Origin of the sequence: Nonomuraea sp. NPDC047897, assembly GCF_043204415.1 — a bacterium.
Classification (GTDB): Bacteria; Actinomycetota; Actinomycetes; order Streptosporangiales; family Streptosporangiaceae; genus Nonomuraea.
This window is the reverse complement of the sequence record NZ_JBIDCC010000013.1, coordinates 185,527-210,479: the sequence shown is the minus strand read 5'-3', so window position 1 is coordinate 210,479 and position 24,953 is coordinate 185,527. Positions and strand designations below refer to the sequence as shown.

Genomic DNA, 24,953 nt, shown 5'->3' with positions numbered 1-24,953 from the left:
GGGGGGCACCTCGGCGCGGCGACAGCGGGTGAGGTCAGGCCGCGCCGCGCCGAGGCGTCAGGGACCGGGGCGGGTCAGAACGGCGGCTCATCTCCGTCGCCGGTCCAACCGTTGTCGCGTGCCGAGGCCGCCGCGGGGGTGGCGCTGGCCCACGGGTCGTCAAACCCGCCGGCCGGTGCGCTGCCGTTGGAGGCGTTGCGGTTGGCCTGGCCGTTGCCACGGGCGGCCTTGACCGGTCGGGCGGTGGCGAAGCGCAGCGACGGGCCGATCTCGTCAACGGTCATTTCGGTGACGGTGCGCTTGTCACCGTCGCTGGTTTCGTAGGTGCGCATGCGCAGCCGTCCCGAGGCGATGACGCGAGTTCCGCGGGTCAGCGACTCGGCGGCGTGCTCGCCGAGGTCGCGCCACGCTGAGCAGCGCATGAACAGGACCTCGCCGTCTTCCCACTGCTCCACGCTCTTGTTGTAGGTGCGGGCGCTGGAGGCGATGGTGAAGCCGGCGACGGCGGCGCCGCTCTGGGTGAAGCGCAGTTCGGGGTCACCGGTCAGATTGCCGATGATGGTGATCGTGGTCTCGCCGGACATGGCGGATTTCCTTTCAGGTGTTCGGAATTGGTGTCGGTTGACGGGCATCGGAGGGGGTGTCTGAGCACGCGCGCCGGTTCGACTCCCTGCCGGGGTGGCGGCGCGTACCGTCTTGCGTATGGCTGAGGAGAGCTACACCAGCGATGACCTGGTGGCGTGGGAGCGGTCGGTGGACGTGCTGCGCGATGGTCCGCGTGACGACGCGAACGACGGGCGGGCGGCGTATGAGGCGACCGCGAATCTGTGCTCGGCGTGGGGTGGCTGGATGGACATGCCGGAACAACTCGTCAACATCGTGCACCGCGCGGTGGAGACCGGTTATGCGCAGGCGCTTGCGGACGTGCGTGACGGACGTGTGGCCGGGCTGGGGGTAGTCGAGGAGTGACCACAGCCGGCCGGAGCTTGTGTCAGGCCGATTGGGGCAGCGTGGGGGCGGGTGGGCACGGGGCGAGAAGCCCTTGCTTGGCCCAGAGGTCTAGAAGGTCGGTCTGACCGTCGCCGCTGGGGCACTTGGAGCAGAGCCGGCCGGCGATGCTGCCTGGTTTGGTGGTGTCGCGGGTGCCGGGCGGGCGTTGTCCCCACTTGCAGGCGGTGATGCCGGCGGCTTCGGCCTTGGCTTCCAGGGAGCGGATGCGGTAGGCGGTCTGGGGGTAGAAGAATTCAATCTCGTCCAGTTCGCCCTCTTTGGCGAAGCAGCCGCACTCGCACTCTCCGGACATGTGCAGGTGCTCGGAGACGGGGTTGCGGGGCAGGTTGAAGCGGCGCCGGTATTCGGCCATCTGGGCGTTGGTGAAGTGCACGATGGGTGAGCACCAGATGATGCCGCCCTCGGGGTCGATCTCTTCGGCGTTGCGCATGCGCCGTTCGGACTCGTCCCAGCGCATGCCGGCTAGGTAGAGCACCTTCTCTCGGCGGCCTCGTGTGCTGATGATGGCGGCGCGGTTGCGCTGCAACGGCTCGTCTTTGAGCCGGCGATACATGACCTTGTGCGAGTCCCCGCCGGGGCCAGGAAAGCCGACCCAGACGGAGCGCCGGCCGGCGTTGGGGCCGGTGCGGGCGAGCACCCGACCGAGGACCAGGTCATCGTAGGAGTCGCGGGGGTGCAATTCGCGCAGCGGCAGGTTCCAAGCTTCGGCTACGTCGCGGACGTGCTGGCGGGTTTCCTCGATGCCGATGCCGGTGTTGACGTGCACGACCGCGTCATGCGGTGAGGAGTCCAGGTAGCTACGCGCCAGATGGAGCAGCACGCTGGAGTCGTTGCCGCCGGAAAACAGTGCTTGGCGCGCCACGATGGGGTAGCGGTCCAGGGCTTCGGCGATGATGTCGTGGCTGCGGGCGATCGCCTGGTCCAGGGTGCGCGCCGGCGGCGGCGTGATGGACTTGACCGGTTGTTTGGCGACGGCGTCCGGCATGCCGGGCAGCATCTCGGCCAGGTTGCTGGCGTAGCGGCGACCCATCACATCCCCCTGTTGGGCGAGTCGGTGCGTGAGGTGGTCACGATCAGAGGGCCTTTCGGTAGTGGCTGTGATTCGGGGAGGGTGGGCGGGCTTCAGCGGGTGCCGTCGCGGTGCAGGCGACGGAGGTAGACGTAGAGCTGCCAGCCGAGGCGGGGCCGCATGCCGGTGCCCTCGCAGGCGCGGCAGGTGTGGTTCTTGCCGCCGGGCGCGCACCGCCGGCAGACGCCCCACGGGGAGACGTAGCACCAACCGATGTAACCGATTGTGACGACGGGTAGGCAGACGACTAGCAGGGCGATGATGGTTGCCAAGATGGCCTCCAGGGCCGTTTCCGGGGGTTTGTGCAGGTCAGCGTCTAGACGCTAGATTGCTGGTAGGCCGCGGTTTTCGGGTCTAGGGGAACCTCTAGACCTAGAGGGGTCGGCCTCTAGGTCTAGAGGTGATCAGGCACTCAGGAAGCCGCTCCGGAACCCCGTCGCCTGTCACTCTCGGTGACGGCGTTGAGGATGTCGTCGCGGGCGATGCCGATGCGGTTGGCGCCCTTGCCGCCGCCCTCGGGGGTGCCCCACACCTGCATCGTCTTGATGCCGTAGGGCTTGAGTGCGGTGGTGAGCTGCGCGGTCTTCGCGCCACCCTCCAACGTGTCCCACGCGCCGTAGACCTCGGGGCGTAGGTCGGCCAGGCGGGCGATGACCACCTCGTTCCACACCTTGGCCTCCGAGGCGCTGACCACGGCCAGGATGTCGGCCAGCAGGTCATAGCTCGGGGTGAGCTGTTCGGGCGTCTCGCCGAGGGCGTGACCGGACAGGGTGCCGGCGGCCTTGCGCAGCGCGTGCGCGCGATCGGCGATGAGCTGGGTTTGCGGGGTGTCCAGGTAGGCCGACTTGACCACCTTGGGCATCGGGGTGGCGCCGATCAGGTAGCCGGTGCCGGCGTCGTCCTTGGGCACGAACACCGTGGCGCGGATGCCGTTCTTGTAAGCGGACGTGCCGAGGATCATGTCGTTCTCGGTCTGGCCGGCCACCTTCAGACAGAACCGAATCGACACGTTCGCCGAGATGCCGGTGGGCAGGCTGTCCTTGTCCGGCCGCTGGGTGGCCAGGATCAGCACCACGCCGAGGGCGCGCCCCAACTTGATGATGAACTCGGCATCCTCGCCGGCCTTTGCCCCGTACGTAGGGTGGGCGAACAGGTTCTGGCACTCATCGAAGATGGCCACCAGCGGATGCAGCCCGAGGGAGCGCTTATCGGCGATCTGCCGGGTGACGCGCTTGTCCGGGCACAGATCGCTTGGCAGCGTCTTGAGCGCGGCGGCGCGGCGCATAACCTCCTTACGCAGCAGGGCCAGGGAGTCGGCGGCGTAGGCGATGGCCTCGTCTTCGATGCCGGACACGTAGCGGTGGCAGACCTTCTCGTACGGGTCCAGGTCGCCGGTGCCCTTGAGTTCGTGGAACCAGCCCTCGGCGGTCGGGTCGAGCACCACGCCGGCGGCCAGCTCGCGCACGGAGGCGGTCTTGCCCTGGCCGGGTAGCGACCCGATCAGCACGTTGTGCTGAATGAGCGGCACTGTGACCAGCCGGCCGCGCGGGTCGTTGCCGAACGGGATGCCCTTGAACACATCGTGGGCGGTGGCCTTGAGCAGGGGCGACTTGACGATGGTCTTGGACAGGTCCTTGTCGCCCACCCACAGGATCAGCCGACCCTCGTGGATGGAGGAGTCTCCCTCGGGCCAGATGCAGCCGAGCGGGCGGCGCAGCGCGCCGGACAGCCGTTCCCGTTTGTCCAGCACGTCGCCCACGGTCACGCCGTAGGGCAGGTCCAGGTCGGCGCGCCAGCCGGGACCGTCGCGGGTGATCGGGGAGACGAACCGGATGGCGTCTTTGGGATTCTTGGCCATGGCCTGGGTGATGCCGGCGATGCCGAGGGAGGTCAGCGACCTGATCACGATGTCGCTGGTCAGCTTCTCCACGGTGGAGGCCAGCACGGCGCGTTCGATCAGCGGCCGGTCGGCGGGCTTGCCAAGGATGCCGAGGGCGGCCAGCGCCACCGCGAGGGCGCCCCACTGCACGGCGTCCGGCTGGTTGACCACGATGATGGCCGCGAGCAGGAGCGTGACCAGCACCACCAGCATGATTGGGACGCGCAGCCGGACGCGGGAATCGCGCTGCCGGGACAGCTTCATGTATGCCTCGGGGTCGGCCTTTTGCACGGCGGCTAGCCGTACCGGCTCGCCTTCCAGGTCGAACGTCCAGCGGACCATGCCGCCGGCGAGCCGGGCCAGGCCGCGCGGGGAGCGGAAGGCCAGCCGGCCGGCGTACATCGGGGTGCGGGTGAGCTGGTAGCCGGCCACGTGCGCGTAGTGCTTGCCGACCCAGGCGAGGGTTTGCATCGCCTCGGTACGGGAGCGCAGCCACAGCGGCACGACGGGGCGGCGGGTGCGCACCTTGGCTTCCAGCTCGGCGCGCCAGTCGGAATCTTCGTTGCCGGGCTGGTCAACCCGGATGACCTGGCCTTCCAGGGTGGGGCGGTCGCCGGCGGGGGCCGGGCTGGACGGTTCCGGGTCGTCGGGGCGGTAGGGGTGGCGGCCGGCGCGGGCGGCGTCCAGGTGAACGATGTCCGCACCCTTGCCGTGACCGACCTCGGCGGGCTTGTCGATGTGCTCAGGGGTAGGGGCCGCCGGCTGCCCGGTCGGAGGCGGTTCGGGCTGGTCAGAGTGGTTGAACGGGTCATGCGTCATGATGGGATCACCTCGTGGTCGTTGCAGGTTGCGGGGTAGCAGGGCGCGGACTGGTCTTGGCGGATTGGGTCCGCGCCCTGCATGCGCAGAGGATTTACTGTGAGGACGACGTTTTGGTGGTTCTTGGAGACACGACCACCGACGATCGCGTGACCCTCCCAGTCCGGGTCTGTCCGTGACCAGTCGAGCTTCCGGGATGGCGCGAGCCGGGGCTTCCAGCCTTCACCCTGCGTGTGGGCCGGCTGGAGAATGCCGCGGGTTATCAAGCCGCTTCCTTGGCGAGAGCGTCGCGAACGGTGCGGGCGTCGTCCATGCCGCAGCGCAGTGCTCGCTGGATCTTGTAGGCGCTCGGGGTGGTGGGTAGCTCGCCGGCCGCGATGAGAACCTGTACGCGCTCGATCAGCGGGGCCACCTCGGCGGCGGCTCGCCTTACCCGATCACCAGTGTTTGCGCTGTACGTAAGGCCGGTAACCCCGCCCTCAGCCGCCCCCCGGGTGGGGTCGAGCTGGGCGAAGGCGGCCAGGATGATCGGCAGGGCGGTGACGATGGCCACGGCCACGATCGGCCCCAGCACATGCAGCACCAACCGCGACAGTGAGAACTCGTCGGTGCTCCACGGCAGGTACGGCCAGGCGTTCATGCCCAGCGTCAGCCCGAGGAACAGCCACTCGATCCGGATCAGCTTGCGATCGTTGAGCGGTTGTCCTTGGGTGCCGAGGTAGGCGCGAGCACCCACGACCACGAGTAGGGCGATGGACATGAACGGCTCGACCAGCCAGGCGAAGACCCAACTGGGTGACCAGGTGGGGGCGCCCTCGGCGGCGAAGTGCTGAACGCCGGCCGTTGACCAGGCCAGCGCCAACGTCAGCGCGACCATCGCGGCAGCGACCAGCAGTCGGCGCATTCGCGCGGCTTGCCACGCACGCATGGCCGGGTCTTGGCCCAGTAGGTGCAGGCGGGCTGCCTCGTGGGCCTTCTTGCGGCGCTTGCGCAGTCGGGGCGTGTCCAGCAGCAGCGGCGTGTCGTCGGTCTGGAGCTCAGCAAGTGCGCGGGCCTCGGCGACCTCGGCGCGCAACCGCCGTACCCGCCGGGTCTCCCCCGCCTCGTCGGAGTCTGCCGGCGGCTCGGGTGGGGGCGGCGGCGGTTCGGTCAGATGGCGTTCGATCTCGGCCAGCGCGCGGGAAACATCCTCTGGGCTCGGCTCAGGGGTCGGCATGGCGATGCTCATGCGGCTTTTCTCCAATCAGTCTTGTCGGTACGGGCGGGAGCAGAGTCGCCGTTCCACAGACGGCGTAGCCGGTGCACGGCGGCGATATCGGGCAGGTCCTTCGGCCGGTGGGCGCGCTGCTTCCAGGCCAGAACGTCGCCCAGACGCATGAAGGGGATGCCGTCGATCAGGTCGGCGGATGCGATCAGGTAGTCAGTGGGCCAACCGGCCGTCCAGCGGTCCACGAACTCAATCGCCGCGGCTGGGTGGTTGACGACCAGGCCGTGACCGGACAGGGCCACGGTTGGCGGCACGCCCAGGCTGAGCACCTTCTGCCAGGCAGGGCCGCGGGTCAGGACATCGAGGTCACCCATGCGAGCGCGCAGGCCGCGCACGTACAGGGCGGCCGACCCGCACACCACGTACTCCCCTTGCGGCAGGTCCAGGCGGGCCAGCTCGGCGAACAGGCCGGCGGGATCGGTGAGCAGCGTGCGCGGCCGGGACAGCGCGGGGACGGCGGTCAGCGTCATGCCGCCACTCCCTCAGCTTGCGCGGCGTACTGGTCGGCGCAGTCCAGGCAGGTGCCGAGGTGGCGCGGCAGCACGTAACCGACGTCCCGCAGGCACTCGGGGCAGGTACGGCGGGCGGCGTTGGCCTTGCCGAGGGCGGCGCGCTGGCGCGCGGTGGCGGTCCGCTTCGGCAGTGCGAAGCGCACGTCATACAGGTAGGCGGCACGCACGCCGGGCGCGCCATGGCGGCGCGAGCACCACAACACCTGAGCCTGCACGCCCTGACCACCGGGCCGTAACCCTTCAGCGGTCAGTTGGCGCAGCGTGAGCAGGTGCGGCGGGGCCATCTTCCACGGGTAGGTGGGGATGCCGTACCGGTCGCCGGCAGGGTCCCAGAAGGCTGCGCGGATGCGAGACATGACGGTGAACCCTCCGTTCAGGAAGCGATGATCAGGGCGGCGATGAACAGCCACAGGTGGTGCCAGGACTGGTCCAGGGCGTAGGCGCCGGTGCCCAGGTGCGGGGCGTCGTCGGTACCGGGGCGGGGCGCGCCCATGCGGTAGAAGTCGCGCTTGCCGATCAGGTCGGCCAGCCGGGCGAGCGGGGCGCGGCGGTCGGCCCAGTAGTGCGAGCCGGCGTCCACGGCCAGCCCCAGCAGCAGCGCCGGGGGTGAGAGCGGCAGGTCGGTCACCAAGACGACGGCGCCCACGGCAACGGCCTTGGTCAGGGTCAGCGTGGTCACGTGGCGCAGACAGGCCAGCCGTCCCGAGCGGGTAGCCGCGGCCTTGGCACACGCCTGGTGGTGGGTCTGAATCCAGTGATCGCCGAAGCTGTGAGCCGCGTACAGGGCGGCGAAGACGGCAGCGAAGATAGCGGGGCCGGTCATGAGGCTGCCTCCAGGACGGGCACGCCGGTACGGCGGGACAGCGCGGTGTGGTCCTCGGCGAGCTCGGCGGGGGTGCTGCCGGCCCAGATCCCCGAGGCGGGGCGGACCTTTAGCGCGTACAGGCCGCACTGCACCAGCGCCGGGCAGGTGGCGCACACCTCGCGCGCCACGTGCTCGCGGGCGGCGCGCTCGGCGGCGGTCTCGATGGTGGCGCGCGGGCCGGTGTGCAGCTCCGGGTCGTAGGTGCACTCGGGCAACGGCGTGTCGCCGTCCACCTGCCACAGCGCTTCGACCTCGGCGAGCGACAAGCACGACGGGTGGATCGGAACGTCGGAACGAACCATGATGGTGCTACTCCTTCGGGAGTCGAGCGGGGGCGGCTCAGGTCTTGGCGGATGAGGGCCGCCCCCGGGGTGATGAGCGGGTCACTTGGCCACGGCGCGGACGAACTCGGCGAAGTGCTGCGCGCCGGCCGCGGCGGTCTGAAAGGCCCACTTGAACGCCACGGCGGCGCCCTGCGGGTCGGTGAAGATGTAGAAGACGATGCAGATCAGAAACAGCGTCGGCAGGAACCGACCGATGCTCTTGGTGGGTTGGATCACGAGAAGCTCCCTGGTCAGGTGACGGAACCGGCAGAGCAAGCCGGAGTGCCCCGGCAGGGAGTCGGACCCTGCCTGCGACCATCGGGGCAGAAGAACGGGGGCTGATCAGCCGAGCAAGTCACGGAGCATGACCCGGTGGGCGCGGAACACCTGACCGCCATAAACCGCGCCGAGGTGCGAGACCAGCGCGTCGTAGCTGTCGGCGCGGACCCAGACGGCGCGCTTGGCGTCATCGGCCCCGATTACGGCCGGCAGTTCGGCGTGAGGCATGCTGCCGAGGTCGAACCGCACGGGCACGGTGACCATCCACGCCTCATCGCTGGCGCGGGGGTCGGGCACGTACCGCGCCGGGAGTACCTCGCGCGACGCGCTCGTCAGGCTGAGGCCGGTCTCTTCCGCCAGCTCGCGAACCGCCGCCGCTTCCGGGTCTTCTCCGGGCTCTACGTAGCCGCCGGGGATGGCCCAGCCGTGACCGTCTGACCGCTCGACCATGACCAGCCAGCGGCCCGCCTCGGTGTCGGCGGTGACGATGGCGTCGGCGGCCAACTGCTCACCCCAATGCCCCAGCTCATTGCGTCCGTAGCGGATGCCCGTCGTCTCGCACGGGTTGACTGGCCGGCCTTCGATCACCTCGAATGGGATCGCGGCGCCGGCCTGGCGGGTGGTCCAGTCGATCTGCGTAGGGTCGGTGTGCGGGTCCGCCCAGCCTTCGCGGACGCCTCGGGTGAACACGTCGGGGTGCGTGAACGTCATGTGCGCGCTCATGTGGATTCCTTCGGTTGTTGGGTGGGCGATCTCGGCGTCAAGGCCGGCCGAAGCGCGCCCCGGCAGGGAGTCGAACCCTGCCTGTGACCATCGGGGCGGATGATCTGATCGCTGTTGCGGATGGTGGTGACCTCGCTCAGGAACGCCTGCTCGGGATCCATGAAGGACGCGAAGTCATCCAGGTCGGCCTGGCTCAGGTGGTCCGCGTTGGCGAGGGTGTGAGCGAAGAAGCTCATGTCGTCTTCTCGGAATAGAGAGCGACAGCAGTGAAGAGTTCGCCTTTTTCGGTGGGAGGCGATGGCCCTGTATGCAGTTGTCCAAGTGGCTTGTGCTTCAGCCCGTCGGCGTGCGGCTTGTGCCGCCTTCCCAGGTCTTCCGGCTGAGCGTGGGGGCGGTGTGGCATGCACCAACTCGCCCTATGCACCACCCGCCTGACCAGGTTGGCTAGGCAGGTCGTACAAGCATCATGTTGACTGGCCTGCCTAGTCATGTCAAGAGGCATGCTCAACTTGGCTAGGAATGTTGTTCAGACTGCCGGTAGGATCAAGGGCATGCGACTCGATCCAGACGACCCGAGACCGCCCTACCTCCAGGTCGCTATGCAGCTCAGGGCGGCCATCCTGACCCGGACGTTCGTCCCGGGTGAGAAGCTTCCCTCTGGGCCGGAACTCGCGAAAACCTTTGGCGTTGCACGACAGACGATCCAGCAGGCCATCCGGGAACTCAGAGATGAAGGGCTGATCGTCTCCCGCCAAGGGAGCGGTGTCTTCGTGCGAGAAAAGACCGCGCGTCCGGTTGGTCTACGCCCTCACATCGAAGAGGCATTCAAACGGCCAGAGGTCACCATTGACTTTGCCGGGCTCTCTGGCGAGACGCTGCACGGGGCAATTCAGGAACCACTCGACAGCATCCGTGCTGGACGCCTGACCCCAGAGCGCATCTCGATCCGCCTACTTCTGCCGGATACTAATCGTCCTTGGTCACTGCCTTGTCGCATGGACAACGGGCAGGACGAGCCCATGTTCAGGCAGCGCGCCGAAAAGATCACATCACGGCACGCTCATGCCATCGTGGATTCCGTGCAAGAGCTAAGCGATCTGGGTCTGGTGACACACGCATCGGCTCAAGTCCGAATCAGTGGAGAACCGCCGCGATTCAAGATCTACGTTATCAATCGCGAGGAGGCGTTCTTTGGCTACTACGCAGTAGCGGCGCACACGGTCGCGTTGGGAGGGGAACCGGTGACAATGTTCGACCTGATGGGGAAGGACACCGAACTGTTCCACTTTGCCCTGAGCGATGGTCCGGACTCTACGTCGGCGCAGTTTGTGCAACAGTCGTCTGCATGGTTCGATGCGGTGTGGAACAACGTGGCACGTGAGGTGGCCTGATGGCCTTGTCTGGAGCTGAAGCCGTACGGGCCATCATGGACGGGGCTCAGTGCTTGCTACTCGACTTCGACGGACCAGTCTGCGACATCTTCGCAGGACTCTCGGCGCCGACAGTAGCTGCCAGGCTTTGCGCCATGCTGGAGGCGGCCGGCGCAGCGCTCTCGCCGGAAGTGCGTGGCACGGATGACCCTTTGGAAGTATTTCGATTCAGTGCCTCCCTCGGCGATGAAATGGCTCGTCTTACGCTGAGGGCTCTCACCGAACTGGAGGTGAAGGCGGTCGCTACGGCGCGGCCGACGCCTGGTGCGGCAGATCTTATAATTCGCGCACGCGACAATGGCATGACGGTTGGGATCGTCAGCAATAACTCAGACGAAGCCGTGGCAAACTTCGTAGATAGGGAAGGGCTCGGCGAAGGGGTGGATTACATCTCGGCACGTTCTATTGCGGACCCTTCTCTGATGAAACCGAATCCCTATCTACTTGACCAGGCGCTCATTCATTTGAGTGCCGATGCGTCAGTTGCTTTGCTAGTTGGCGACTCAGTGACAGACGTCGAGGCCTCCAAGCGTGCTGGGATAGTGGCGGTCGGCTACGCCAACCGACCAGGGAAAGCTGAGCGCCTTATCCGAGCTGGCGCCGATCTCATCGTGTCCAGCATGGAAGAACTGGTAGCTCCGCTGAACAGCCGCAAGCCCTAGCAACGTCGCGCTCCTGGTGTCGCCATAACTCGAACTTCATAGGGCCGCCACATGGGTATAGGGTTAGGTCAGGATTGCTCCGGCTGAGGGCGGAATATCTAGTGATCAGCCATCGAAACTGAGGTCTACTACTTAGGCCGGTGGCGGCTAGGGAAGGCTGCCTAGATCGGACATCAAGGCGATACCGCTCCCTCTTCGTTCAGTTCGCGATGTTTCGCTATCCCATCGATGCTGTTTGGACTTGGCGAGAGGGCGGATCCTCAGGTGGAATAGCAGGGGGCCAGGACTGTCCGGGGGATTGAGCGGGAGGGTGGCCTGCGGTGGATTCTCGGTGGCGGGCGCGCTTGGGTGGATACGGTAGCGCGGTGCTACTGCTGGCGGTCGCGGTCTTGGGTAACCAGGTGCTTGACGACAGCGGGTGGAGCTGGGGGTGGGGAACGGCAGCGCTGGCTGCGGTACTGGTCACCGCCGCCTGGGATCGTTGGAGAAGCCAGCCAGAGCCGGAGGGGAGGCTGCGCCTAGCCGATGCCGATGGGCGACCGTTGCGGCTGGAGCAGATCAGACTTATTCAGCTCGGGGTCACCGACTCGCGTTTCGCCGGTCCCGATGGGTTAGCCCCCCACATCACCCGGCCGGTAGACGCGGTGCTTGGGGAGGCGTTGGAAGCCCTGGTTGATGGACATGGTCGGCGCGTAGTCGTGGTGCAGGGAGAACGTCTGGCCGGCACCACACACGCACTGGCTCATGCGGCGCAGACCTGCATTCCTCATTGGAGGGTGGCCACGTTCGATCGTGAGCAGGAGCTGACCTTGGCGGCGATGGTGGAGCAGGCCGCTGGGTGGGTGGAGCCGCAGGCTGGTGTGGTGGTGTGGCTGGACGCAATAAGCCTGGATCATCTGGGGCAGCTCACAGAGGCACTGGTGGCCAGCATCCCGCCTCGGGTCGGAATCTTGGCCACTGTGCACACCGAGGAAGTCACTGGCCCCAGCGGGGAGTCTGCGGCCCGCCTTCCCTCTCATGTGCTGGGAGTTTTGGGTGAGCACGCCGTGCATCTCATCCTAGGCGCAGTCTCCCCTTGCGAGCGGGAACTGATTCGCACCAAACCTGCCTACCAGGCGCTGTACCCAGCTGTGGACGATGTCGCGGCTGAGGTACTGATGGGCCGTCTGATGATCTCCCTGAAGCAACTGCGCGAAGCGCTAACACCGGGTAGCTCTGACCAGGCTGCCGACCGTGTGGCATTGCTTCGCGCTGCCACTGACTGGTATCGCGCCCAGATGCCGGAGCGGCTCACCAGGAAAGCTCTACAGGAACTGTGGACTAGCTACCGGCGCCACCTGACACGGCTATCACCGCGTACCCGACTTCCGGCCGAGAATTTCACCCGCGCACTGGACTGGTCGAAGGCGCCGGCGTCAGCCGGCCGTCCGCAACTGCTCAGCGCCACCGCCCCGTACCGGCCACATCCACTGCTGGCCGTACTCGCCGCGGAAGACCAGCCGATCGGCTGGCCCATCGCCCCAGCCCTGTGGGATTACGCTTACCGCCATCTCGACGGTAAAGGCCTGCTCAAGCTCGGCTACACAGCACTCGACTATGGCAACTTCGAAGCCGCCTCGTTGATCCTGGGTCGCGTTCCTACCGCTGACATCAGCCTGCCCGTACCGATGGCTATCGCTGACTACTTCTACACCATCCATAACTTCGACCATTGCCGCCATTGGCTAATGCGGGCAGTAGAGTTTGGTCATCCTGACTTTGCTCCGCAGGCGATGTTCAACCTTGGCGCCATAGAGGCGGAGCAGGAACAGGTAGAGCAAGCTTGCCACTGGTGGGTTCGGGCAGTTGAGTCTAGCCACCCTGAACAGGCACCAAAGGCAATGCTCAACCTTGGCACCCTAGAGGCCGACCAGGGACGGGTAGACCTAGCCCGCCAATGGTTTGAGCAGGTACTTCAGTCCCACCAAAACTTCGCGCCGCAGGCGATGTTCAACCTCGGCACTCTGGAGAGGAGAGAGGGGCGGGTGGAGAGGGCCCGCCATTGGTGGGCTCGGGCGGTTGAATCCGGCCACTCTGAACAGGCACCGAGGGCAATGCTCGACCTTGGCATCCTAGAGATAGAGCAGGGGCGAGAAGAGCAAGCCCGCGGACTGTTTGTACGGGCGGTTGAATCCGGCCACCCCGAACAGGCGCCGAGGGCAATGGTCAACCTGGGCATCATAGAAGGGAGGCAAGGGCGAGTTGGGCGAGTTGGGCAGGGCCGAGTGGAACAGGGGCGAGTGGAACAGGCCCGCCAGTGGTTTATGCGGGCGGTGGAATCCGACCACCCCAAAGAGGCACCACGGGCAATGCTCAACTTTGGCCTCCTAGAAATGGACCGAGGGCGGGTGGAGGAGGCCCGTCACTGGTTTGTGCGGACGATTGAGTCGAATCATCAGGACTTCGCGCCGCAGGCGATGTTCAACCTTGGCTTCCAGGAGGAGGAGCAGGGTCGGATAGAGCAGGCCCGCCACTGGTTTGTGCGGGCGGTTGAATCCGGCCACCCCGAGCAGGCACCAAAGGCAATGGTCAACCTCGGCACTCTGGAGAGGAGAGAGGGGCGGGCGGAGAAGGCCCGCCACTGGTGGGCTCGGGCAGTTGAGTCCAGCCACCCCGAACAGGCGCCAAAGGCAATGCTCAACCTTGGCACCCTAGAGGCGGGGCAGGGGCAGACGGAACAAGCCCGCCACTGGTATGGGCAGGCAGTTGAGTCTTGCCACCAAGAGATTGGGCCCATAGCGATGGTGGACCTCGCCTCTTTGGAAGCGGAGCAGGGGCGGATAACCGAGGCGCGAGGATGGTTCGCAAAAGCAGCCGCGTCTACGTACCCTTACGCATCAGACCTAGCGCGAAGCCGGTTGCGCGACCTGGACCGTCGAGAGGCAGAGTTGCGTCGGGCAGAGTGGTACGGCAAGTACGGCTACATGGGCTCCGCAACAGACCCCATCACCGCACACCCACCCACAGTGCCGAAAGAAAACGAGGATTGACCAGTCCAACCCAAAGCCGGCCGGATTTCACTACTGAAGATCGAGCTCAGCACTCGGTATCGCACGCTGAGAAGCATTCAAGGTATGGAGTCATGGTCATCAGCAGCGAGAGATGGAGGGAGAGCACCTCCTAGTGGTACCAGAGGCCCTATTGCAATGGGTATCGGGTCGTACGCAGGGTCCGCTCCCTGAAGAAGCTCAGGGGGAAACCTAGTAGGACTGCTGTTCAGGGATAACTCCTCGAACGCCTCCGCGAGGGTTCGAAGTGTCGCCAAACCTACGAGGGATTAGGTGTACGTGAGCATGGAGGATAGTCTGCCCTGCTGCTATGCCACAATTGGTACCCACATTGAATCCGTCTATCTTGGGGTCCTCTCTTAGTAGCTCCGCGCGGAGACGGTGCAAAGCTTCCCAAAGATCATGTGTTTCCTTTTCGGACATATCGAAGAAGTCGACCACATGGCGTATTGGGGCCACGACATGGTGACCAGGGCTTACTGGATACGCATCTGGGAATAGAACCACAGACCCGTGCCGCATGTGCGCTTCGGTGCCGTTTTGTATGATGTCGCAAAATTTACATACGGAGCATCCATGACGCTCCTCCAAATTGGTGCCTGAAGTAGCAGGATTCACTATTACTTCTCCTTTGATATGAGCTTATAGAGAGCTGCATAGTCGCTATTGATGTCTTCCTCGAACTGTCGCGGGAAATATTCAAACCTGTTATTTCTGGCAAAAGGTTTCCCGGTGAAGGCGCGCTCAAGCATGTAGTAATGTCCCAGGAAAAGTGAATAGCTCTGTGGTATCTGCCTAAGACTTAGGCCGGCGCTCTTTTCGAGGATCAGTGCGATTTTCTTGTTGATTGCGATGATTTGTGAAGCTATCTGATTATCGGTGTCATCGGATATTACAGTTGCTACATTGTCCAGAAGGTGCCAACCTTCCGGCTTGCCTTCGCGCAAATGCTCTATGAGCACCTTATCTTGATCCAGCAGTAGTTTTATGGGGGCATAGAATTCATTCAGGCGTTTGAGGTGAAGATCCTTGCTTACGGATCTTTCCTCTTTCTTGCCGGTGAGTCGGTAGGTTGCATACGCAACAGTAACCGCCGTGATGAGGGAGATCACGGCCGCCAGTACTGTTGCGATGGGGGCGGAGAACAGAGTGGTTTCCTGCGGAGCCATCGCCCATTGAGCCACTTGCACAACCTTCATGGTCAAACTGTAGACGACCCCACTGACAGTTCCCGATGTAGGCGCCGGTGTGCGGCCTCGGCCAGGGGGTTGTGGGTAGGCGCAGTGATCAGGTAGGTCTTAGCAGGTGCCACGGCCGTCCGCTGCACCGGCGCGCCGGTGCAAGTGGAGGGACTCACCTGTAGATCATCCGCAGCCTGTCGTCGAAGAGCGCGGACAAGTGTGGATCTTATGACTGTGAGGGTCCGACGCGCCGGAGAGAGCCGCAAGGGTCGGATGGTAGTGGAGGCTAGCAGTCGCGCTCAGAGGCCCGCTCAGGCTTGATTGTCCCCCAAAGCGTCCCCAACCGCCTGGCCACGGACAACGTCACATCCCAAACTTCGAGCTCAAGAGAATGGGCAGTCTGGTGTGTAGCTTGGACCTCTACTCCGGTGGTCTTGTTTGAAGCCCCTTTCTTGTCTAGTACTGGTGGGCCGCTACACCAGTCTGCGCGCACGCAGCCCTCCGGCCGGAGCCACGGGTGGGGCCTATCGTCTCGGTACCACGAGTCGGGCTGGGACGGCTGTGGAGCACTTGACGTCTTCATCCCTGAGCCGTCTTAAAGTGGGCAGAGCAGAAACTTGTTCCGAGGTCTCGGTCTAGGATTCAATCATAGAATCGAGGTGAGTAAGGAAAATGGATAGCCATGAAGGAAACCACTCGTCCTCCCATGCATAGAAATGAACATCGTTGGACTTTCCTCGATTATGAACGTCGCAAAGCCAGAGCCCGTTCTCTACTACGCTCCGCCCGCCTAAGCTGTACGGCCAAAAATGATCAATTTGATGCGTTGCTCGCGCTTGTGGGCATTCATAGCCCCATATCAAATAGGAGGCGCATCGAGTTCTCCGCGGACGAGCAACATTGAACGAGCGAGGCCCTAAGTACTTAAGCCAGTCGCTGCGAGAAATGGGGGCGACGTCGGGATGAAGAAGAGCAAGCGCTTCAGGGAGATTGCGCTTTGCGCAAACATCAACATATCTTAGCTTCCAAGCATCTGCGGAAATGCCTTCAAGGTCACTTACGGCTTTAAGGTAACTAAAGGCAGATCTGAAGCGCACTCGAATAACCTCGATATCGATCACCAGTTGATCTGCAACTCCGACTCGCTTGACAGATCGCCATAGTGATCCATGATTACGATGATTTCCAGGGGTCTTGAATATTTCTCGCTGAGAACTAGACCCTTACCCGCCATCTCCTTGTAATGCAAATGGCGTCCCGCAGTCTTGGCATCTACGATAGCAAAGTCACCGACATTGGATGTCTGTTCCGTAGCCTTTACGTGGGTCGCCGTGCCAGCGTTATGGCTGCCTACGGCCCCTCGCGTCATCTTGTATTCTTCCCTGCCATGTCTGGCTGGTCGCTTCGCGGGAGTAAGCTGGCTGAAGGTAAGAACTACGGCAGCACCATTACCTTTAAGATAATCAGCCAAGGTGCCACTGGACTCCGGAAGCGTTCCCGTCACCAGGGCATCTTCTAGAACAGCACGAGCGATTTTCTTGCTGACCGTGTTAGGCGGCCCACTCAGAGTGCGAACCCAAGAAAAGTCCCAGTTGGTATTCTGAAATTTAAGATCCTGCAATAGGGCACGGTAGTCAGCCGTCGGACCGTGGGCGAGAGCGCGCGCGAGAACCCCTAGCAGGAAAGCCTCTTGCATGATCGTCTGCTGCTTCTGCGCTTTTCCAAAGAAAACTGAAGACTCCTGATTTCCAACGGTTTGATGAAGTGCCAGGTAGGCATGGCTCAGTTCTGACGCCAACTCAGCCGGATTGAGATGCTTATGATGCTGGAGGGGGAGATTGTAATAGTGTCGAGTTATCAAATCGGCAAGTTTATTGCACTTGAAAGTAAAGCCGCCGTAAGTAGGGGCGGCCGGACGATGCTCGTTAAATTGAACGTTATTGAAGAACGGATTCGACGTGCCGCGGAAGCTCGGCGTCCGGCAAATATCGACGACGGACTCGAAGGCTAGCTTCGCCGCACTACTCGTAGTATTTTCTATCGAGTACTTACCCAGGTCGAAGGCGTATGTTAGCCACTCATTATGCAACTCATCCAGTTTAGTCGCTGCTGTTGTCACTTGCGCAAACAAGCTTGCAAGTAGGGGGCTACTGTATGAGTTGCTGCCATCGTCCAAGAGAAGGACGATAGGTACGGGATCCTGGGATTGTGCAGATTTGCTCAGTCCAGCAATACGGTGCTGTCCATCAAGAATCCAGAGTGGCCGGCTAGCGGAATCTTGAGCACCCTCGGGAACGTCGACGATAAACGTGCCTGTGTCATACGAGGTATTTGGGATTTGCTTTGGAGAAATGCTAATTCCGGACGCAAAAGCGTTCTTTGCAAGCAATACCGGATTAGGCATAAGGCCGCCGGAGTTGTTGAACGCATGAGCAATCTGATCCACGCGTTCATGGTTGATTGGACGCTGCCAATCGCGCACGGGCTCAGCTGAAATATTGGCCGCAATTTGCTGATGGTCGGTATTCGTTGTGAAAGCAGGAGCCACTGCAATAGATGATATCTGGGCTGCGGATGCAAATCCGATATAAATCGGAAAGACTTTTCCGCCGCTGGAAATGTGAGAGCGCAGGCATTCAATCTGCATATGCTTCACCCTGTCGTGAGAACGGACATTGTAGATCATGCTAGCATCATATGTCAATTAAGGCGAGACTGAACGAGCTCACGTTGCAGGCTGTTCACTCGTCTATCGACCTTGGCAGTGTGCGCCAGCGCAGGAGACTGATTGAGGTGAGATTGGGCAGGTCGACGGGAATGTCTTGATTGTGAGAAGCCTGTATTTCCTCGCCGTGGCGCGGCCGGGGGCAGGTACTGAACACGTAGTCGGCAGGCCGGCGAACACCAACGCTCGTCTCGAAACCGTCTGGCCGCGGGAGCGTGGCAAGGCGGAAGCTCTGTAAGGCACGTGGAAGCCCAATCGCTAGGGCGTCGGGCACCTATCAGCGGGCAGTGGTGGATCTTGATTCTGTGGCGTCTCAGCCATGAACACGGAACCATGGCGGAACAACGGTGGGTCCGGACACTGCCGCTGGTTGAATTGGGCCAGGTCAAGCGATGTGCGGATCCTTTTGACTGGTTCCTCTGTAAAACCGTCGGCTCAGCCTACGCAAGTTCGAACCTTGCACCTGCCACACCAGCAGAAGGAGGCCCTTCACCAGCGGAAATGCGGTGAGGGGCCTCTCTCGTTGATCGCCCGTGTGTGCCCGTGGTTCCCCCTGTTTTCCCGTGGCATCTGGCACGGATCTGGCACGGCGATCACCGGTTCTCCCCGTGCGGACGCACGTATCCCTCCCGCCGGATCTTCCCGTCGCCGTCGTCCCACCCGTCAGGGGAGCGGGCCAAGGGCTGGAGGTGAAGGTGGAGCTCCCCGCCGGAAGAACGACCTTCGCCTCCAGCCCTTGGTCTGCTCGGCTTGTCCTGGGGCGACGGCGACGGGAAGAGCCGGCCCGCCTCAGCCACTGACTACGGGCTGCGTCCACGGGAGTGGTGTAAGAGTTTGGCCTGGTGACAGGCGTGGTGCCGTGAGATGAAGACGGCCATCGCGTGATCCTTTGAGTGCAATCGAAGATCAAAGGAGATGGCGATGGCCGTAGACCACAGTGTGACGCCTGAGCAGTGGCTGGCGAAGCAGATCGAGACAAGCAACCCCGATGTGTTGCGATCCATGGTGAAGACCATGGCTGAGGCGTTGATGTCGGCCGAGGCCGACAGCCTGTGCGGCGCGGAGTACGGCCGGCGCAGCAGCGATCGGACCAACTTCCGTAACGGCTACCGGGCGCGAGAGTGGGACACCCGAGCCGGGACGATCGAGCTGGCCATCCCGAAGCTGCGTCAGGGCTCGTACTTCCCGGACTGGCTGCTGGAACGCCGGCGGCGGGCCGAGCAGGCGCTGATCAGCGTCGTGGCCACGTCGTATCTGCTGGGTGTGTCGACCCGGCGGGTGGACAAGCCGATCGAGCAACTCGGCATCAAGACGATCTCCAAGAGTCAGGTCTCCCAGATGGCCAAGACCCTGGACGAGCAGGTCGAGGCCTTCCGCACCCGAGCGCTGGATGGCGGGCCGTACACGTTCGTGTGGCTGGACGCCCTCACCCAGAAGGTGCGCGAAGGCGGCCGGATCATCAACGTGCACGTTCTGGTGGCCACCGGCGTCAACGCCGACGGCCGGCGCGAGATCCTCGGCCTGGAGGTCACCTCCGCCGAGGACGGCGCGGGCTGGCTGGCGTTCCTGCGCGGCCTGGTCGCCCGCGGCCTGTCCGGTGTCCAACTGGTCATCTCCGACGCCCACACCGGTCTCGTCTCCGCTATCGGCGCCACGCTGGCCGGTGTGTCGTGGCAGCGTTGCCGCACCCACTACCTGCGCGACCTGCTCACCGTCGTGCCGAAGTCCGCCCAGCCGTTCGTCGCCACCCTGGTGCGCACCATCTTCGACCAGCCCGACGCCGCCTCCGTCAGGGCTCAGTACGCCTGGGTCGTCCAAACGCTGGAGACCAAGCATCCGGCCGCGGCCGAACATCTGGACGCCGCCCGCGACGACCTGATCGCCTTCGCCGCCTTCCCCCGCGAGATCTGGACTCAGGTCTGGTCCAACAATCCGCAGGAACGGCTGAACAAGGAGATCCGCCGCCGCACCGACGTGTCGGCATCTTCCCCGACCGGCCCGCGATCATCCGCCTCGTCGGCGCGGTACTGGCCGAGCAGACCGACGAATGGGTCGAAGGACGCCGCTACATGGGACTGGAAGCCCTCGCCAAAGCCCGCCTTCGCGTCCTGCCCTGCGACACACCCACCCAGAACCCACTCCCGCAGACACTTACCGCTTAACCTGCAGAAACAGGATCACGCGAAGATCGACTCATACACCACGTCCGTGGACGTGACCGAGGTAGGGGTTGCCTTCTCTGCCAAGGTACGGGAGTTCCCGCTGGCCGTCCGAGCATGTTCAGGCGGCTACCAGCAGGCTGGTCAGAAGCTCGTCCAGGCTGATGAGACCAAGAACGGTGCCGTCGTCCGTGCGGATCAGCGCCAGCTGGCTGTGTGCCTCGCGCAGCTTCGTCACCGCCTCGGACACGGAGATGTCCGGGGGCAGGGTGGGCACCCGGTAGGCGAGGCTTCCCGCAGTGGTGGAGATCCCGCGCTGACGTGCGAGGTAGGCGTCGCGGATGTGGACCACTCCGGCCGGCTCCGTCCCCCTCCAGACGACGAGGCGAGAGCGCCGGGCCTGCAACGAAACGATGATGATGTCCTGGGGCGAAGCGTCGGCGGGGACAGCGGCGATGCGGTCGCGTGGTGTGATCAGCGGGGTGATGTCGGTTGTGGGGGCACGGAGGGCCTGGCTCAGCACAGCGTGATCGTCGCTCTCGATCAGCCCGAGCCTGCGTGATTCCTCGACCAGGTGCTGAAGCTGCTCGGTAGTGCGAGGCGCGGCGTCGGACTCACGCGGGTGCACGCGGAACAGACGTAGCAGCCCGTTGCTGATCCCGTTCAACGCACTGATCAGCGGGCGGACCAGCAGGGTGAAGCCGCGGAACGGCAGGGCCAGGATGGTGGCTGAGCGTTCGGGATGGGCGATCGCCCAGGACTTGGGCGCCATCTCGCCGAGCACCATGTGCAGGAATGTCACGAGGGCCAGCGCGATGACGAAGGCGACCGCGTGGGCGGCGGCCTCCGGGAGGCCGAAAGCGTGGAAGACGGGGGTGAGCGTGCCGGCGATCAGCGGTTCGGAGACCACGCCCAGCCCCAACGAGCACAGCGTGATGCCGAGCTGGGCACCGGCGAGCATGAGAGACAGCTCGCGGATGCCGGCCAGGGCCGCGGCGGCGGGCCTGCTGCCATGGGCGGCGGCCCTTTCGAGCCGGTGGCGCTTGGCGGCGACCAGGGCGAACTCGGCGGCCACGAAGAAGCCGTTGCCGATCAGGAGGAAGAGGGTCAGCAGCAGGCCGACGGTCAGGTTCATGGCTGCTCCTCGTCGTCCTGGCGGTGGGTGGTGATGCGGACCCGTTCGGGGACGTGCCGGCTCAATGTCTGGACCTCGATCCGGGCGTGGGTGGGCGCGTCGGTGTCCAGGGTTGCGGGGAGTTCGGCGGTGACGACGTCCCCGGGCGTGGCGAAGCGGCCGAGCCGGTGCAGGATGAGACCGGCCAGTGTGTCGTACTCGTCCTCGTCCGGCAGATTGACGCCCGTCTCCAGAGAGATCTCGTCGATGCGCAGTCCTGCGTCCAGTTCCCAGGCGTCGCCTCGCCGAACGACCGGTGGAGCAGCCGCGTCGTTCTCATCGGCGATCTCGCCGACCAGTTCCTCGGCGACGTCCTCCCAGGTGACCAGCCCAGCCAGGCCGCCGTGCTCGTCGACCACGCACGCCACCTCCTCGCCCCGCTCGTGCAACTGGCTCACCAGGTCGGGCAGTGACAGGGAGAACGGCACGATCAGCACGTCGCGCGCGATGTCGGAAACGCGGGTCGTCGGCCCTCGTTCGATGGGAACGGCGGCGACGTCACGCAGGCTCACCAGGCCGACCACCTCGTCGAAGGTGCTGCCGAGCACCGGGTAGTGGGTGTGTCCCTGGGCCGCGATGAGCTCGTCCAGTTCGGGGACGGTGGCCGTGCCGCTGACGGCGATCACCTCGGCCCGTGGCACCATCACCTCTTCGGCGGTGTGCTCGGAGAAGGCCAGCGCCCGTTCGAGTACGTCGGCCTGGCTGCCGGGCAGGTGTCCGTGGGCCTCGGACTCGCCGATGATGTGGCCGAGTTCCTCCAGGGTGGCACCGTGGTGCAGTTCCTCGACTGGTTCGATCCCCACGGCCCGCAGGAGGCGGTTCGCCGCGGTGTCGAACAGTTTGATGATCGGGCCCGCCACGGCGAGGTAGACCAGGGTGGACGTGGCCAGTGCACGGGCCAGGGGCTCGGGTTTGGCCAGAGCGAGATTCTTGGGCGCCAGTTCGCCCAGCACCATCTGGATGACGGTGGCCAACGCGAAACCGATGCCCAACGCCACTCCGTCGACCACACCCGCTGGCATGTCGAAGGCGGTCAGCGCGGGAGCGATCAGCTCGGCGAGCGCGGGCCGGGCGATGAAGCCGACGACCAGAGCGGTGACGGTGATGCCGAGCTGGGCGCCGGACAGCATGAACGACAGCCGCTCCATCACCTTGATGGCTTTGGCGGCCTTCTTGTCGCCGGCCGCGGCCTGCTGTGACAGGACGATCCGGTCGGCGCTCACGTAGGCGAACTCCTGGGCGACGAAGTAGCCGGTGGCCAGAGTGAGGACGAAGATTGCCAGCAGGCCGAGAGCCACGGTCATGCCGTATGCCTCCAGCGCGCGGGTGTGGTCTTACTGTTTGGGTCCGTTGACACGGACACCACCACCGTTCCTTCCTGTCCGTCACTTGACGCGCTGAGAGCGGCCTGTCGCGCGGGCTGCGGCCGCGCATGTCTGGAAGGTATCCGATAGGCCGGAACCGGCACCCACCAGACACACCCCTCTGGCCAACGGGCGAGGGGTTACCGAAGTGCCGGATGTGATCCGTATCTCAGGCATACCCTCCTACAGGCCGGAGTTTCCACGTCTGCTTACGATGATCAGCAATTTGAGGTCCCCACCCCGAGGAGCGGTCGGAGTTGTCAGGACAAGAGCGCGTTCGTGTCTTCCTTGAGAACCGTCTCGTCCAGCGGGCGATCATCCTGGTGATCGTGGTCAACGCGATCACCATCGGCATGGAGACCAGCGCGTACCTGATGGACAGGATCGGTGGGCTGCTCCACACGGTCGACCGGGTCGCCCTTGCCGTCTTCACCGTCGAGATCCTGGCGCGCCTCTATGCCTATCGCAGAAACTTCTTCAAGGACCCCTGGAACTGGTTCGACACCATCATCGTCGCCATCGCACTCATCCCGGCCTCGGGGCCGACCTCGGTACTGCGGGCACTGCGGATCCTGCGGGCGCTGCGTCTGGTCTCGGCCGTGCCCAGTATGCGCCGGGTCGTCAGCGCGTTGCTCACCGCGGTGCCCGGCATGGCTTCCATCATCGGCCTGCTGGTCCTGATGATCTACATCGCCGCCGTGATCGCTACGAAGCTGTTCGGCGACATCGTGCCCGAGCGGTTCGACGAGCTGCCGCGCTCGCTGTTCACCCTCTTCCAGATCATGACCGGGGACGACTGGGGGAACGTTGCCCAGGACGTGATGCAGCACAAGCCGTGGGCGTGGATCTTCTTCATCGCCTACATCCTGATGTCCACGTTCGTCGCGCTGAACCTGTTCATCGCGGTCGTGGTCAACGCCATGAACGACGCCGAGCCGTCACCGGCGGAGACCCGTGCGCAAGCCGACATCGAGGTGATGAAGCAGGAACTGGCAGCGGTCAACGCCAAACTCGACCAGTTGCTGATGCGCGAACACCCGTCCGCAGCCCCGCCGGCCACCAACGGCCAGACGCCAAGCGTTCGCAGCTGACACCGTGCCGCATACATTCGGCCGGGCACTTGACACCAAACCATCTCATATCGCATCAAACGCCAACCCCTGTCTCACCTGCGAGGACACCTTTCACTAGCCGCCGGAACCCGACTCCGCTGTTGATCGTTCAGGCGGGTGGCTGATCCATGCCATCAACCGTTCGACAGGAGAGACAAGCCGTGGTCTTCAAACGGATGCTGGGTGCCTTCGGTGTGGGTGCCCCCTCGGTGGACACCGTACTGACCACTCCGCGCACCCAGCCGGGAGGGATGCTCACCGGCGAGGTACGGCTCAACGGCGGCGACTTCGACGCCGAGATCGAGCACATCACCCTCGGCCTGGTCGCCCGGGTCGAGTTCGAGCACGGCGACGGCGAGGGAGCCGGGGTGGGGGAGTTCTCCCGCGCCCAGGTCTCTGGACCGTTCGTCCTCCGCAAGGGCGAGGTCCGCAGCATCGACTTCAGCATCCCTGTCCCGTGGGAGGCCCCTGTCAGCGAGATCGGCGGCCAGCACCTCAACGGCATGGCACTCGGCGTGCGCACCGAGCTGGCCATCGCCAAGGCCATCGACAAGGGCGACCTCGACATGGTCGCGGTTGAGCCGCTGCCCTCACAGCTGCGCATCCTGCAGGCGTTCCTGCAACTCGGCTTCCACTTCAAGTCAGCCGACCTGGAGGCTGGGCACATCTACGGCTCCAGCCAGCAACTGCCGTTCTACCAGGAGATCGAGTTCTATCCGCCGCCTCAGCACGCGGGTGTCGTCGGCGAAGTCGAGCTGACCTTCATCGCCAACCCCGGAGGGCTGGAGGTCATCCTGGAGGCCGACAAGCGCGCCGGCCGCTACGGCGGCGACGCCATCGGCCGCTTCACCATCAGCCACGACGACGCCATGCGCACCGACTGGCCGAGCGAGATCGACCGCTGGCTGGCCGGCCTCAGCCAGTACGGCGGCCACCACGGCGGCTTCGGTCACCAGGAGTACGGCCACGGAGGCTATGGCCATGACAGCCACCACGGCGGCTACGGTCACCCGCAGCACCACGGCCACCACGACTCCCACCACGAGCACCGGAGCGGCCCCGGCTGGGGCGCGGTGGCGGCGGCCGGCGCCGCCGGCGTGGTCGGCGGTCTGGTCGCCGGCGAGATCGTCGAGGAGATGTTCGAGGGCGACGAGGAAGAAGAGGGCTGAGCCGACGGCTGATCGTTCGCCTCGGAAGGCGGCCGCGGCCCGCGTCTGAGCCTGGACAGCGGGCCGTCCAGTGGTCGTCCGCGATGGGCTGTCCACTGACCGGCGCGGCGAAAGCCATCCCAGAGCGGCATCTCGGTTTCCGGCGTGTAGTCGCACGCCGTACTGGAACGCTCGGGGTCGCCC

General features: G+C 64.6%; 24 protein-coding genes and 1 pseudogene. 7 read left to right on the top strand and 18 right to left on the bottom strand.

The genetic code is table 11. The features are described 5' to 3' along the window. Window positions 1-74 precede the first annotated feature (74 nt). Entirely contained in the window at window positions 75-584 is a 510-nt protein-coding gene (locus tag ACGF0J_RS28215; RefSeq protein WP_393150402.1) for a single-stranded DNA-binding protein, read from the bottom strand. Window positions 585-702: 118 nt separating this feature from the next. Here ACGF0J_RS28215 and ACGF0J_RS28210 point away from each other — a divergent pair, with 118 nt between their 5' ends. Further along, window positions 703-969, top strand: coding sequence for a hypothetical protein (locus ACGF0J_RS28210; RefSeq protein ID WP_393150400.1), 267 nt, complete (start codon window positions 703-705; stop codon window positions 967-969). A 22-nt stretch (window positions 970-991) separates the two neighbouring features. Here ACGF0J_RS28210 and ACGF0J_RS28205 read toward each other — a convergent pair whose 3' ends face one another. The 12 genes from ACGF0J_RS28205 to ACGF0J_RS28150 all read right to left on the bottom strand — a co-directional run bounded on the left by ACGF0J_RS28205 (window position 992) and on the right by ACGF0J_RS28150 (window position 8,983). Further along, a complete protein-coding gene (locus tag ACGF0J_RS28205) occupies window positions 992-2,041 on the bottom strand; it encodes a phosphoadenosine phosphosulfate reductase family protein (RefSeq protein WP_393150398.1) in 1,050 nt (349 codons plus the stop codon). A gap of 92 nt (window positions 2,042-2,133) precedes the next feature. Next, on the bottom strand, window positions 2,134-2,352 hold the full coding sequence (locus ACGF0J_RS28200; protein ID WP_393150396.1) for a hypothetical protein: 219 nt from the start codon (window positions 2,350-2,352) through the stop codon (window positions 2,134-2,136). A gap of 140 nt (window positions 2,353-2,492) precedes the next feature. Further along, window positions 2,493-4,778: a cell division protein FtsK gene (locus ACGF0J_RS28195; protein ID WP_393150394.1), complete on the bottom strand. Its 2,286-nt coding sequence runs from the start codon at window positions 4,776-4,778 to the stop codon at window positions 2,493-2,495. Continuing rightward, window positions 4,775-5,044: a DNA sulfur modification protein DndB gene (locus ACGF0J_RS28190; protein ID WP_393150392.1), complete on the bottom strand. Its 270-nt coding sequence runs from the start codon at window positions 5,042-5,044 to the stop codon at window positions 4,775-4,777. Before ACGF0J_RS28190 ends, ACGF0J_RS28195 begins: the two co-directional genes overlap by 4 nt. Then, complete coding sequence (locus ACGF0J_RS28185; protein WP_393150390.1) at window positions 5,041-6,006, bottom strand: hypothetical protein; 966 nt, start codon at window positions 6,004-6,006, stop codon at window positions 5,041-5,043. Before ACGF0J_RS28185 ends, ACGF0J_RS28190 begins: the two co-directional genes overlap by 4 nt. Further along, on the bottom strand, window positions 6,003-6,515 hold the full coding sequence (locus ACGF0J_RS28180; protein ID WP_393150388.1) for a hypothetical protein: 513 nt from the start codon (window positions 6,513-6,515) through the stop codon (window positions 6,003-6,005). The genes ACGF0J_RS28185 and ACGF0J_RS28180 overlap by 4 nt, the downstream gene beginning before the upstream one ends. Beyond that, a complete protein-coding gene (locus ACGF0J_RS28175; protein WP_393150386.1) occupies window positions 6,512-6,913 on the bottom strand; it encodes an RRQRL motif-containing zinc-binding protein in 402 nt (133 codons plus the stop codon). The genes ACGF0J_RS28180 and ACGF0J_RS28175 overlap by 4 nt, the downstream gene beginning before the upstream one ends. Before the next feature lie 17 nt (window positions 6,914-6,930). Beyond that, window positions 6,931-7,380, bottom strand: coding sequence for a transcriptional regulator (locus tag ACGF0J_RS28170; protein WP_393150384.1), 450 nt, complete (start codon window positions 7,378-7,380; stop codon window positions 6,931-6,933). After that, window positions 7,377-7,724, bottom strand: coding sequence for a WhiB family transcriptional regulator (locus ACGF0J_RS28165; RefSeq protein ID WP_393150382.1), 348 nt, complete (start codon window positions 7,722-7,724; stop codon window positions 7,377-7,379). Before ACGF0J_RS28165 ends, ACGF0J_RS28170 begins: the two co-directional genes overlap by 4 nt. 81 nt (window positions 7,725-7,805) lie before the next feature. Then, window positions 7,806-7,982: a hypothetical protein gene (locus ACGF0J_RS28160; RefSeq protein WP_393150380.1), complete on the bottom strand. Its 177-nt coding sequence runs from the start codon at window positions 7,980-7,982 to the stop codon at window positions 7,806-7,808. Window positions 7,983-8,087: 105 nt separating this feature from the next. After that, entirely contained in the window at window positions 8,088-8,747 is a 660-nt protein-coding gene (locus ACGF0J_RS28155; RefSeq protein ID WP_393150378.1) for an NUDIX domain-containing protein, read from the bottom strand. Continuing rightward, a complete protein-coding gene (locus ACGF0J_RS28150) occupies window positions 8,744-8,983 on the bottom strand; it encodes a hypothetical protein (RefSeq protein ID WP_393150376.1) in 240 nt (79 codons plus the stop codon). The genes ACGF0J_RS28155 and ACGF0J_RS28150 overlap by 4 nt, the downstream gene beginning before the upstream one ends. Window positions 8,984-9,298: 315 nt before the next feature. Between ACGF0J_RS28150 and ACGF0J_RS28145 the strand changes: the two genes are divergently transcribed. The 3 genes from ACGF0J_RS28145 to ACGF0J_RS28135 all read left to right on the top strand — a co-directional run bounded on the left by ACGF0J_RS28145 (window position 9,299) and on the right by ACGF0J_RS28135 (window position 13,868). Then, a complete protein-coding gene (locus tag ACGF0J_RS28145; RefSeq protein WP_393150374.1) occupies window positions 9,299-10,138 on the top strand; it encodes a GntR family transcriptional regulator in 840 nt (279 codons plus the stop codon). Next, entirely contained in the window at window positions 10,138-10,839 is a 702-nt protein-coding gene (locus ACGF0J_RS28140) for an HAD family hydrolase (protein WP_393150372.1), read from the top strand. Before ACGF0J_RS28145 ends, ACGF0J_RS28140 begins: the two co-directional genes overlap by 1 nt. A gap of 365 nt (window positions 10,840-11,204) precedes the next feature. Beyond that, window positions 11,205-13,868, top strand: a complete 2,664-nt coding sequence (locus tag ACGF0J_RS28135; RefSeq protein WP_393150370.1) for a tetratricopeptide repeat protein — start codon at window positions 11,205-11,207, stop codon at window positions 13,866-13,868. A gap of 210 nt (window positions 13,869-14,078) precedes the next feature. Here ACGF0J_RS28135 and ACGF0J_RS28130 read toward each other — a convergent pair whose 3' ends face one another. The 3 genes from ACGF0J_RS28130 to ACGF0J_RS28120 all read right to left on the bottom strand — a co-directional run bounded on the left by ACGF0J_RS28130 (window position 14,079) and on the right by ACGF0J_RS28120 (window position 17,753). Then, window positions 14,079-14,504 carry an HIT family protein gene (locus tag ACGF0J_RS28130; RefSeq protein ID WP_393150368.1) on the bottom strand — a complete coding sequence of 142 codons (426 nt, stop codon included), beginning with the start codon at window positions 14,502-14,504 and terminating at the stop codon, window positions 14,079-14,081. A gap of 2 nt (window positions 14,505-14,506) precedes the next feature. Further along, window positions 14,507-15,085: a hypothetical protein gene (locus ACGF0J_RS28125; protein WP_393150366.1), complete on the bottom strand. Its 579-nt coding sequence runs from the start codon at window positions 15,083-15,085 to the stop codon at window positions 14,507-14,509. 1,099 nt (window positions 15,086-16,184) lie between these two features. Continuing rightward, the gene (locus ACGF0J_RS28120; protein ID WP_393150364.1) at window positions 16,185-17,753 is read right to left on the bottom strand and encodes a hypothetical protein; all 1,569 of its coding nucleotides are present in this window, start codon (window positions 17,751-17,753) and stop codon (window positions 16,185-16,187) included. Window positions 17,754-18,713: 960 nt separating this feature from the next. Between ACGF0J_RS28120 and ACGF0J_RS28115 the strand changes: the two are divergent. Continuing rightward, window positions 18,714-19,954 (top strand): annotated as a pseudogene (locus ACGF0J_RS28115) (IS256 family transposase). Between the two features lie 118 nt (window positions 19,955-20,072). Here the strand turns inward: ACGF0J_RS28115 and ACGF0J_RS28110 are convergent. Next, window positions 20,073-21,086 (bottom strand): hemolysin family protein, encoded by a 1,014-nt coding sequence (locus ACGF0J_RS28110; protein ID WP_393150362.1) that lies wholly within the window; start codon window positions 21,084-21,086, stop codon window positions 20,073-20,075. Further along, window positions 21,083-22,429 carry a hemolysin family protein gene (locus ACGF0J_RS28105; protein WP_393150360.1) on the bottom strand — a complete coding sequence of 449 codons (1,347 nt, stop codon included), beginning with the start codon at window positions 22,427-22,429 and terminating at the stop codon, window positions 21,083-21,085. The genes ACGF0J_RS28110 and ACGF0J_RS28105 overlap by 4 nt, the downstream gene beginning before the upstream one ends. Before the next feature lie 317 nt (window positions 22,430-22,746). Between ACGF0J_RS28105 and ACGF0J_RS28100 the strand changes: the two genes are divergently transcribed. Next, window positions 22,747-23,580, top strand: a complete 834-nt coding sequence (locus ACGF0J_RS28100; protein ID WP_393150358.1) for an ion transporter — start codon at window positions 22,747-22,749, stop codon at window positions 23,578-23,580. Between the two features lie 149 nt (window positions 23,581-23,729). Next, window positions 23,730-24,770 (top strand): sporulation protein, encoded by a 1,041-nt coding sequence (locus tag ACGF0J_RS28095; protein WP_393150356.1) that lies wholly within the window; start codon window positions 23,730-23,732, stop codon window positions 24,768-24,770. The last annotated feature ends 183 nt before the right edge of the window (window positions 24,771-24,953 follow it).

Excerpts from the sequence above, each read along its gene's own strand:
- ACGF0J_RS28145 (WP_393150374.1), top strand. The coding sequence starts at position 9,299 with ATGCGACTCGATCCAGACGACCCGAGACCGCCCTACCTCCAGGTCGCT.
- ACGF0J_RS28170 (WP_393150384.1), bottom strand. The coding sequence starts at position 7,380 with ATGACCGGCCCCGCTATCTTCGCTGCCGTCTTCGCCGCCCTGTACGCG.
- ACGF0J_RS28215 (WP_393150402.1), bottom strand. The coding sequence starts at position 584 with ATGTCCGGCGAGACCACGATCACCATCATCGGCAATCTGACCGGTGAC.
- ACGF0J_RS28110 (WP_393150362.1), bottom strand. The coding sequence starts at position 21,086 with ATGAACCTGACCGTCGGCCTGCTGCTGACCCTCTTCCTCCTGATCGGC.
- ACGF0J_RS28155 (WP_393150378.1), bottom strand. The coding sequence starts at position 8,747 with ATGAGCGCGCACATGACGTTCACGCACCCCGACGTGTTCACCCGAGGC.
- ACGF0J_RS28165 (WP_393150382.1), bottom strand. The coding sequence starts at position 7,724 with ATGGTTCGTTCCGACGTTCCGATCCACCCGTCGTGCTTGTCGCTCGCC.
- ACGF0J_RS28175 (WP_393150386.1), bottom strand. The coding sequence starts at position 6,913 with ATGTCTCGCATCCGCGCAGCCTTCTGGGACCCTGCCGGCGACCGGTAC.
- ACGF0J_RS28180 (WP_393150388.1), bottom strand. The coding sequence starts at position 6,515 with ATGACGCTGACCGCCGTCCCCGCGCTGTCCCGGCCGCGCACGCTGCTC.
- ACGF0J_RS28210 (WP_393150400.1), top strand. The coding sequence starts at position 703 with ATGGCTGAGGAGAGCTACACCAGCGATGACCTGGTGGCGTGGGAGCGG.
- ACGF0J_RS28185 (WP_393150390.1), bottom strand. The coding sequence starts at position 6,006 with ATGAGCATCGCCATGCCGACCCCTGAGCCGAGCCCAGAGGATGTTTCC.
- ACGF0J_RS28125 (WP_393150366.1), bottom strand. The coding sequence starts at position 15,085 with ATGAAGGTTGTGCAAGTGGCTCAATGGGCGATGGCTCCGCAGGAAACC.
- ACGF0J_RS28195 (WP_393150394.1), bottom strand. The coding sequence starts at position 4,778 with ATGACGCATGACCCGTTCAACCACTCTGACCAGCCCGAACCGCCTCCG.
- ACGF0J_RS28140 (WP_393150372.1), top strand. The coding sequence starts at position 10,138 with ATGGCCTTGTCTGGAGCTGAAGCCGTACGGGCCATCATGGACGGGGCT.
- ACGF0J_RS28120 (WP_393150364.1), bottom strand. The coding sequence starts at position 17,753 with ATGATCTACAATGTCCGTTCTCACGACAGGGTGAAGCATATGCAGATT.
- ACGF0J_RS28095 (WP_393150356.1), top strand. The coding sequence starts at position 23,730 with ATGCCATCAACCGTTCGACAGGAGAGACAAGCCGTGGTCTTCAAACGG.
- ACGF0J_RS28205 (WP_393150398.1), bottom strand. The coding sequence starts at position 2,041 with ATGGGTCGCCGCTACGCCAGCAACCTGGCCGAGATGCTGCCCGGCATG.
- ACGF0J_RS28150 (WP_393150376.1), bottom strand. The coding sequence starts at position 8,983 with ATGAGCTTCTTCGCTCACACCCTCGCCAACGCGGACCACCTGAGCCAG.
- ACGF0J_RS28105 (WP_393150360.1), bottom strand. The coding sequence starts at position 22,429 with ATGACCGTGGCTCTCGGCCTGCTGGCAATCTTCGTCCTCACTCTGGCC.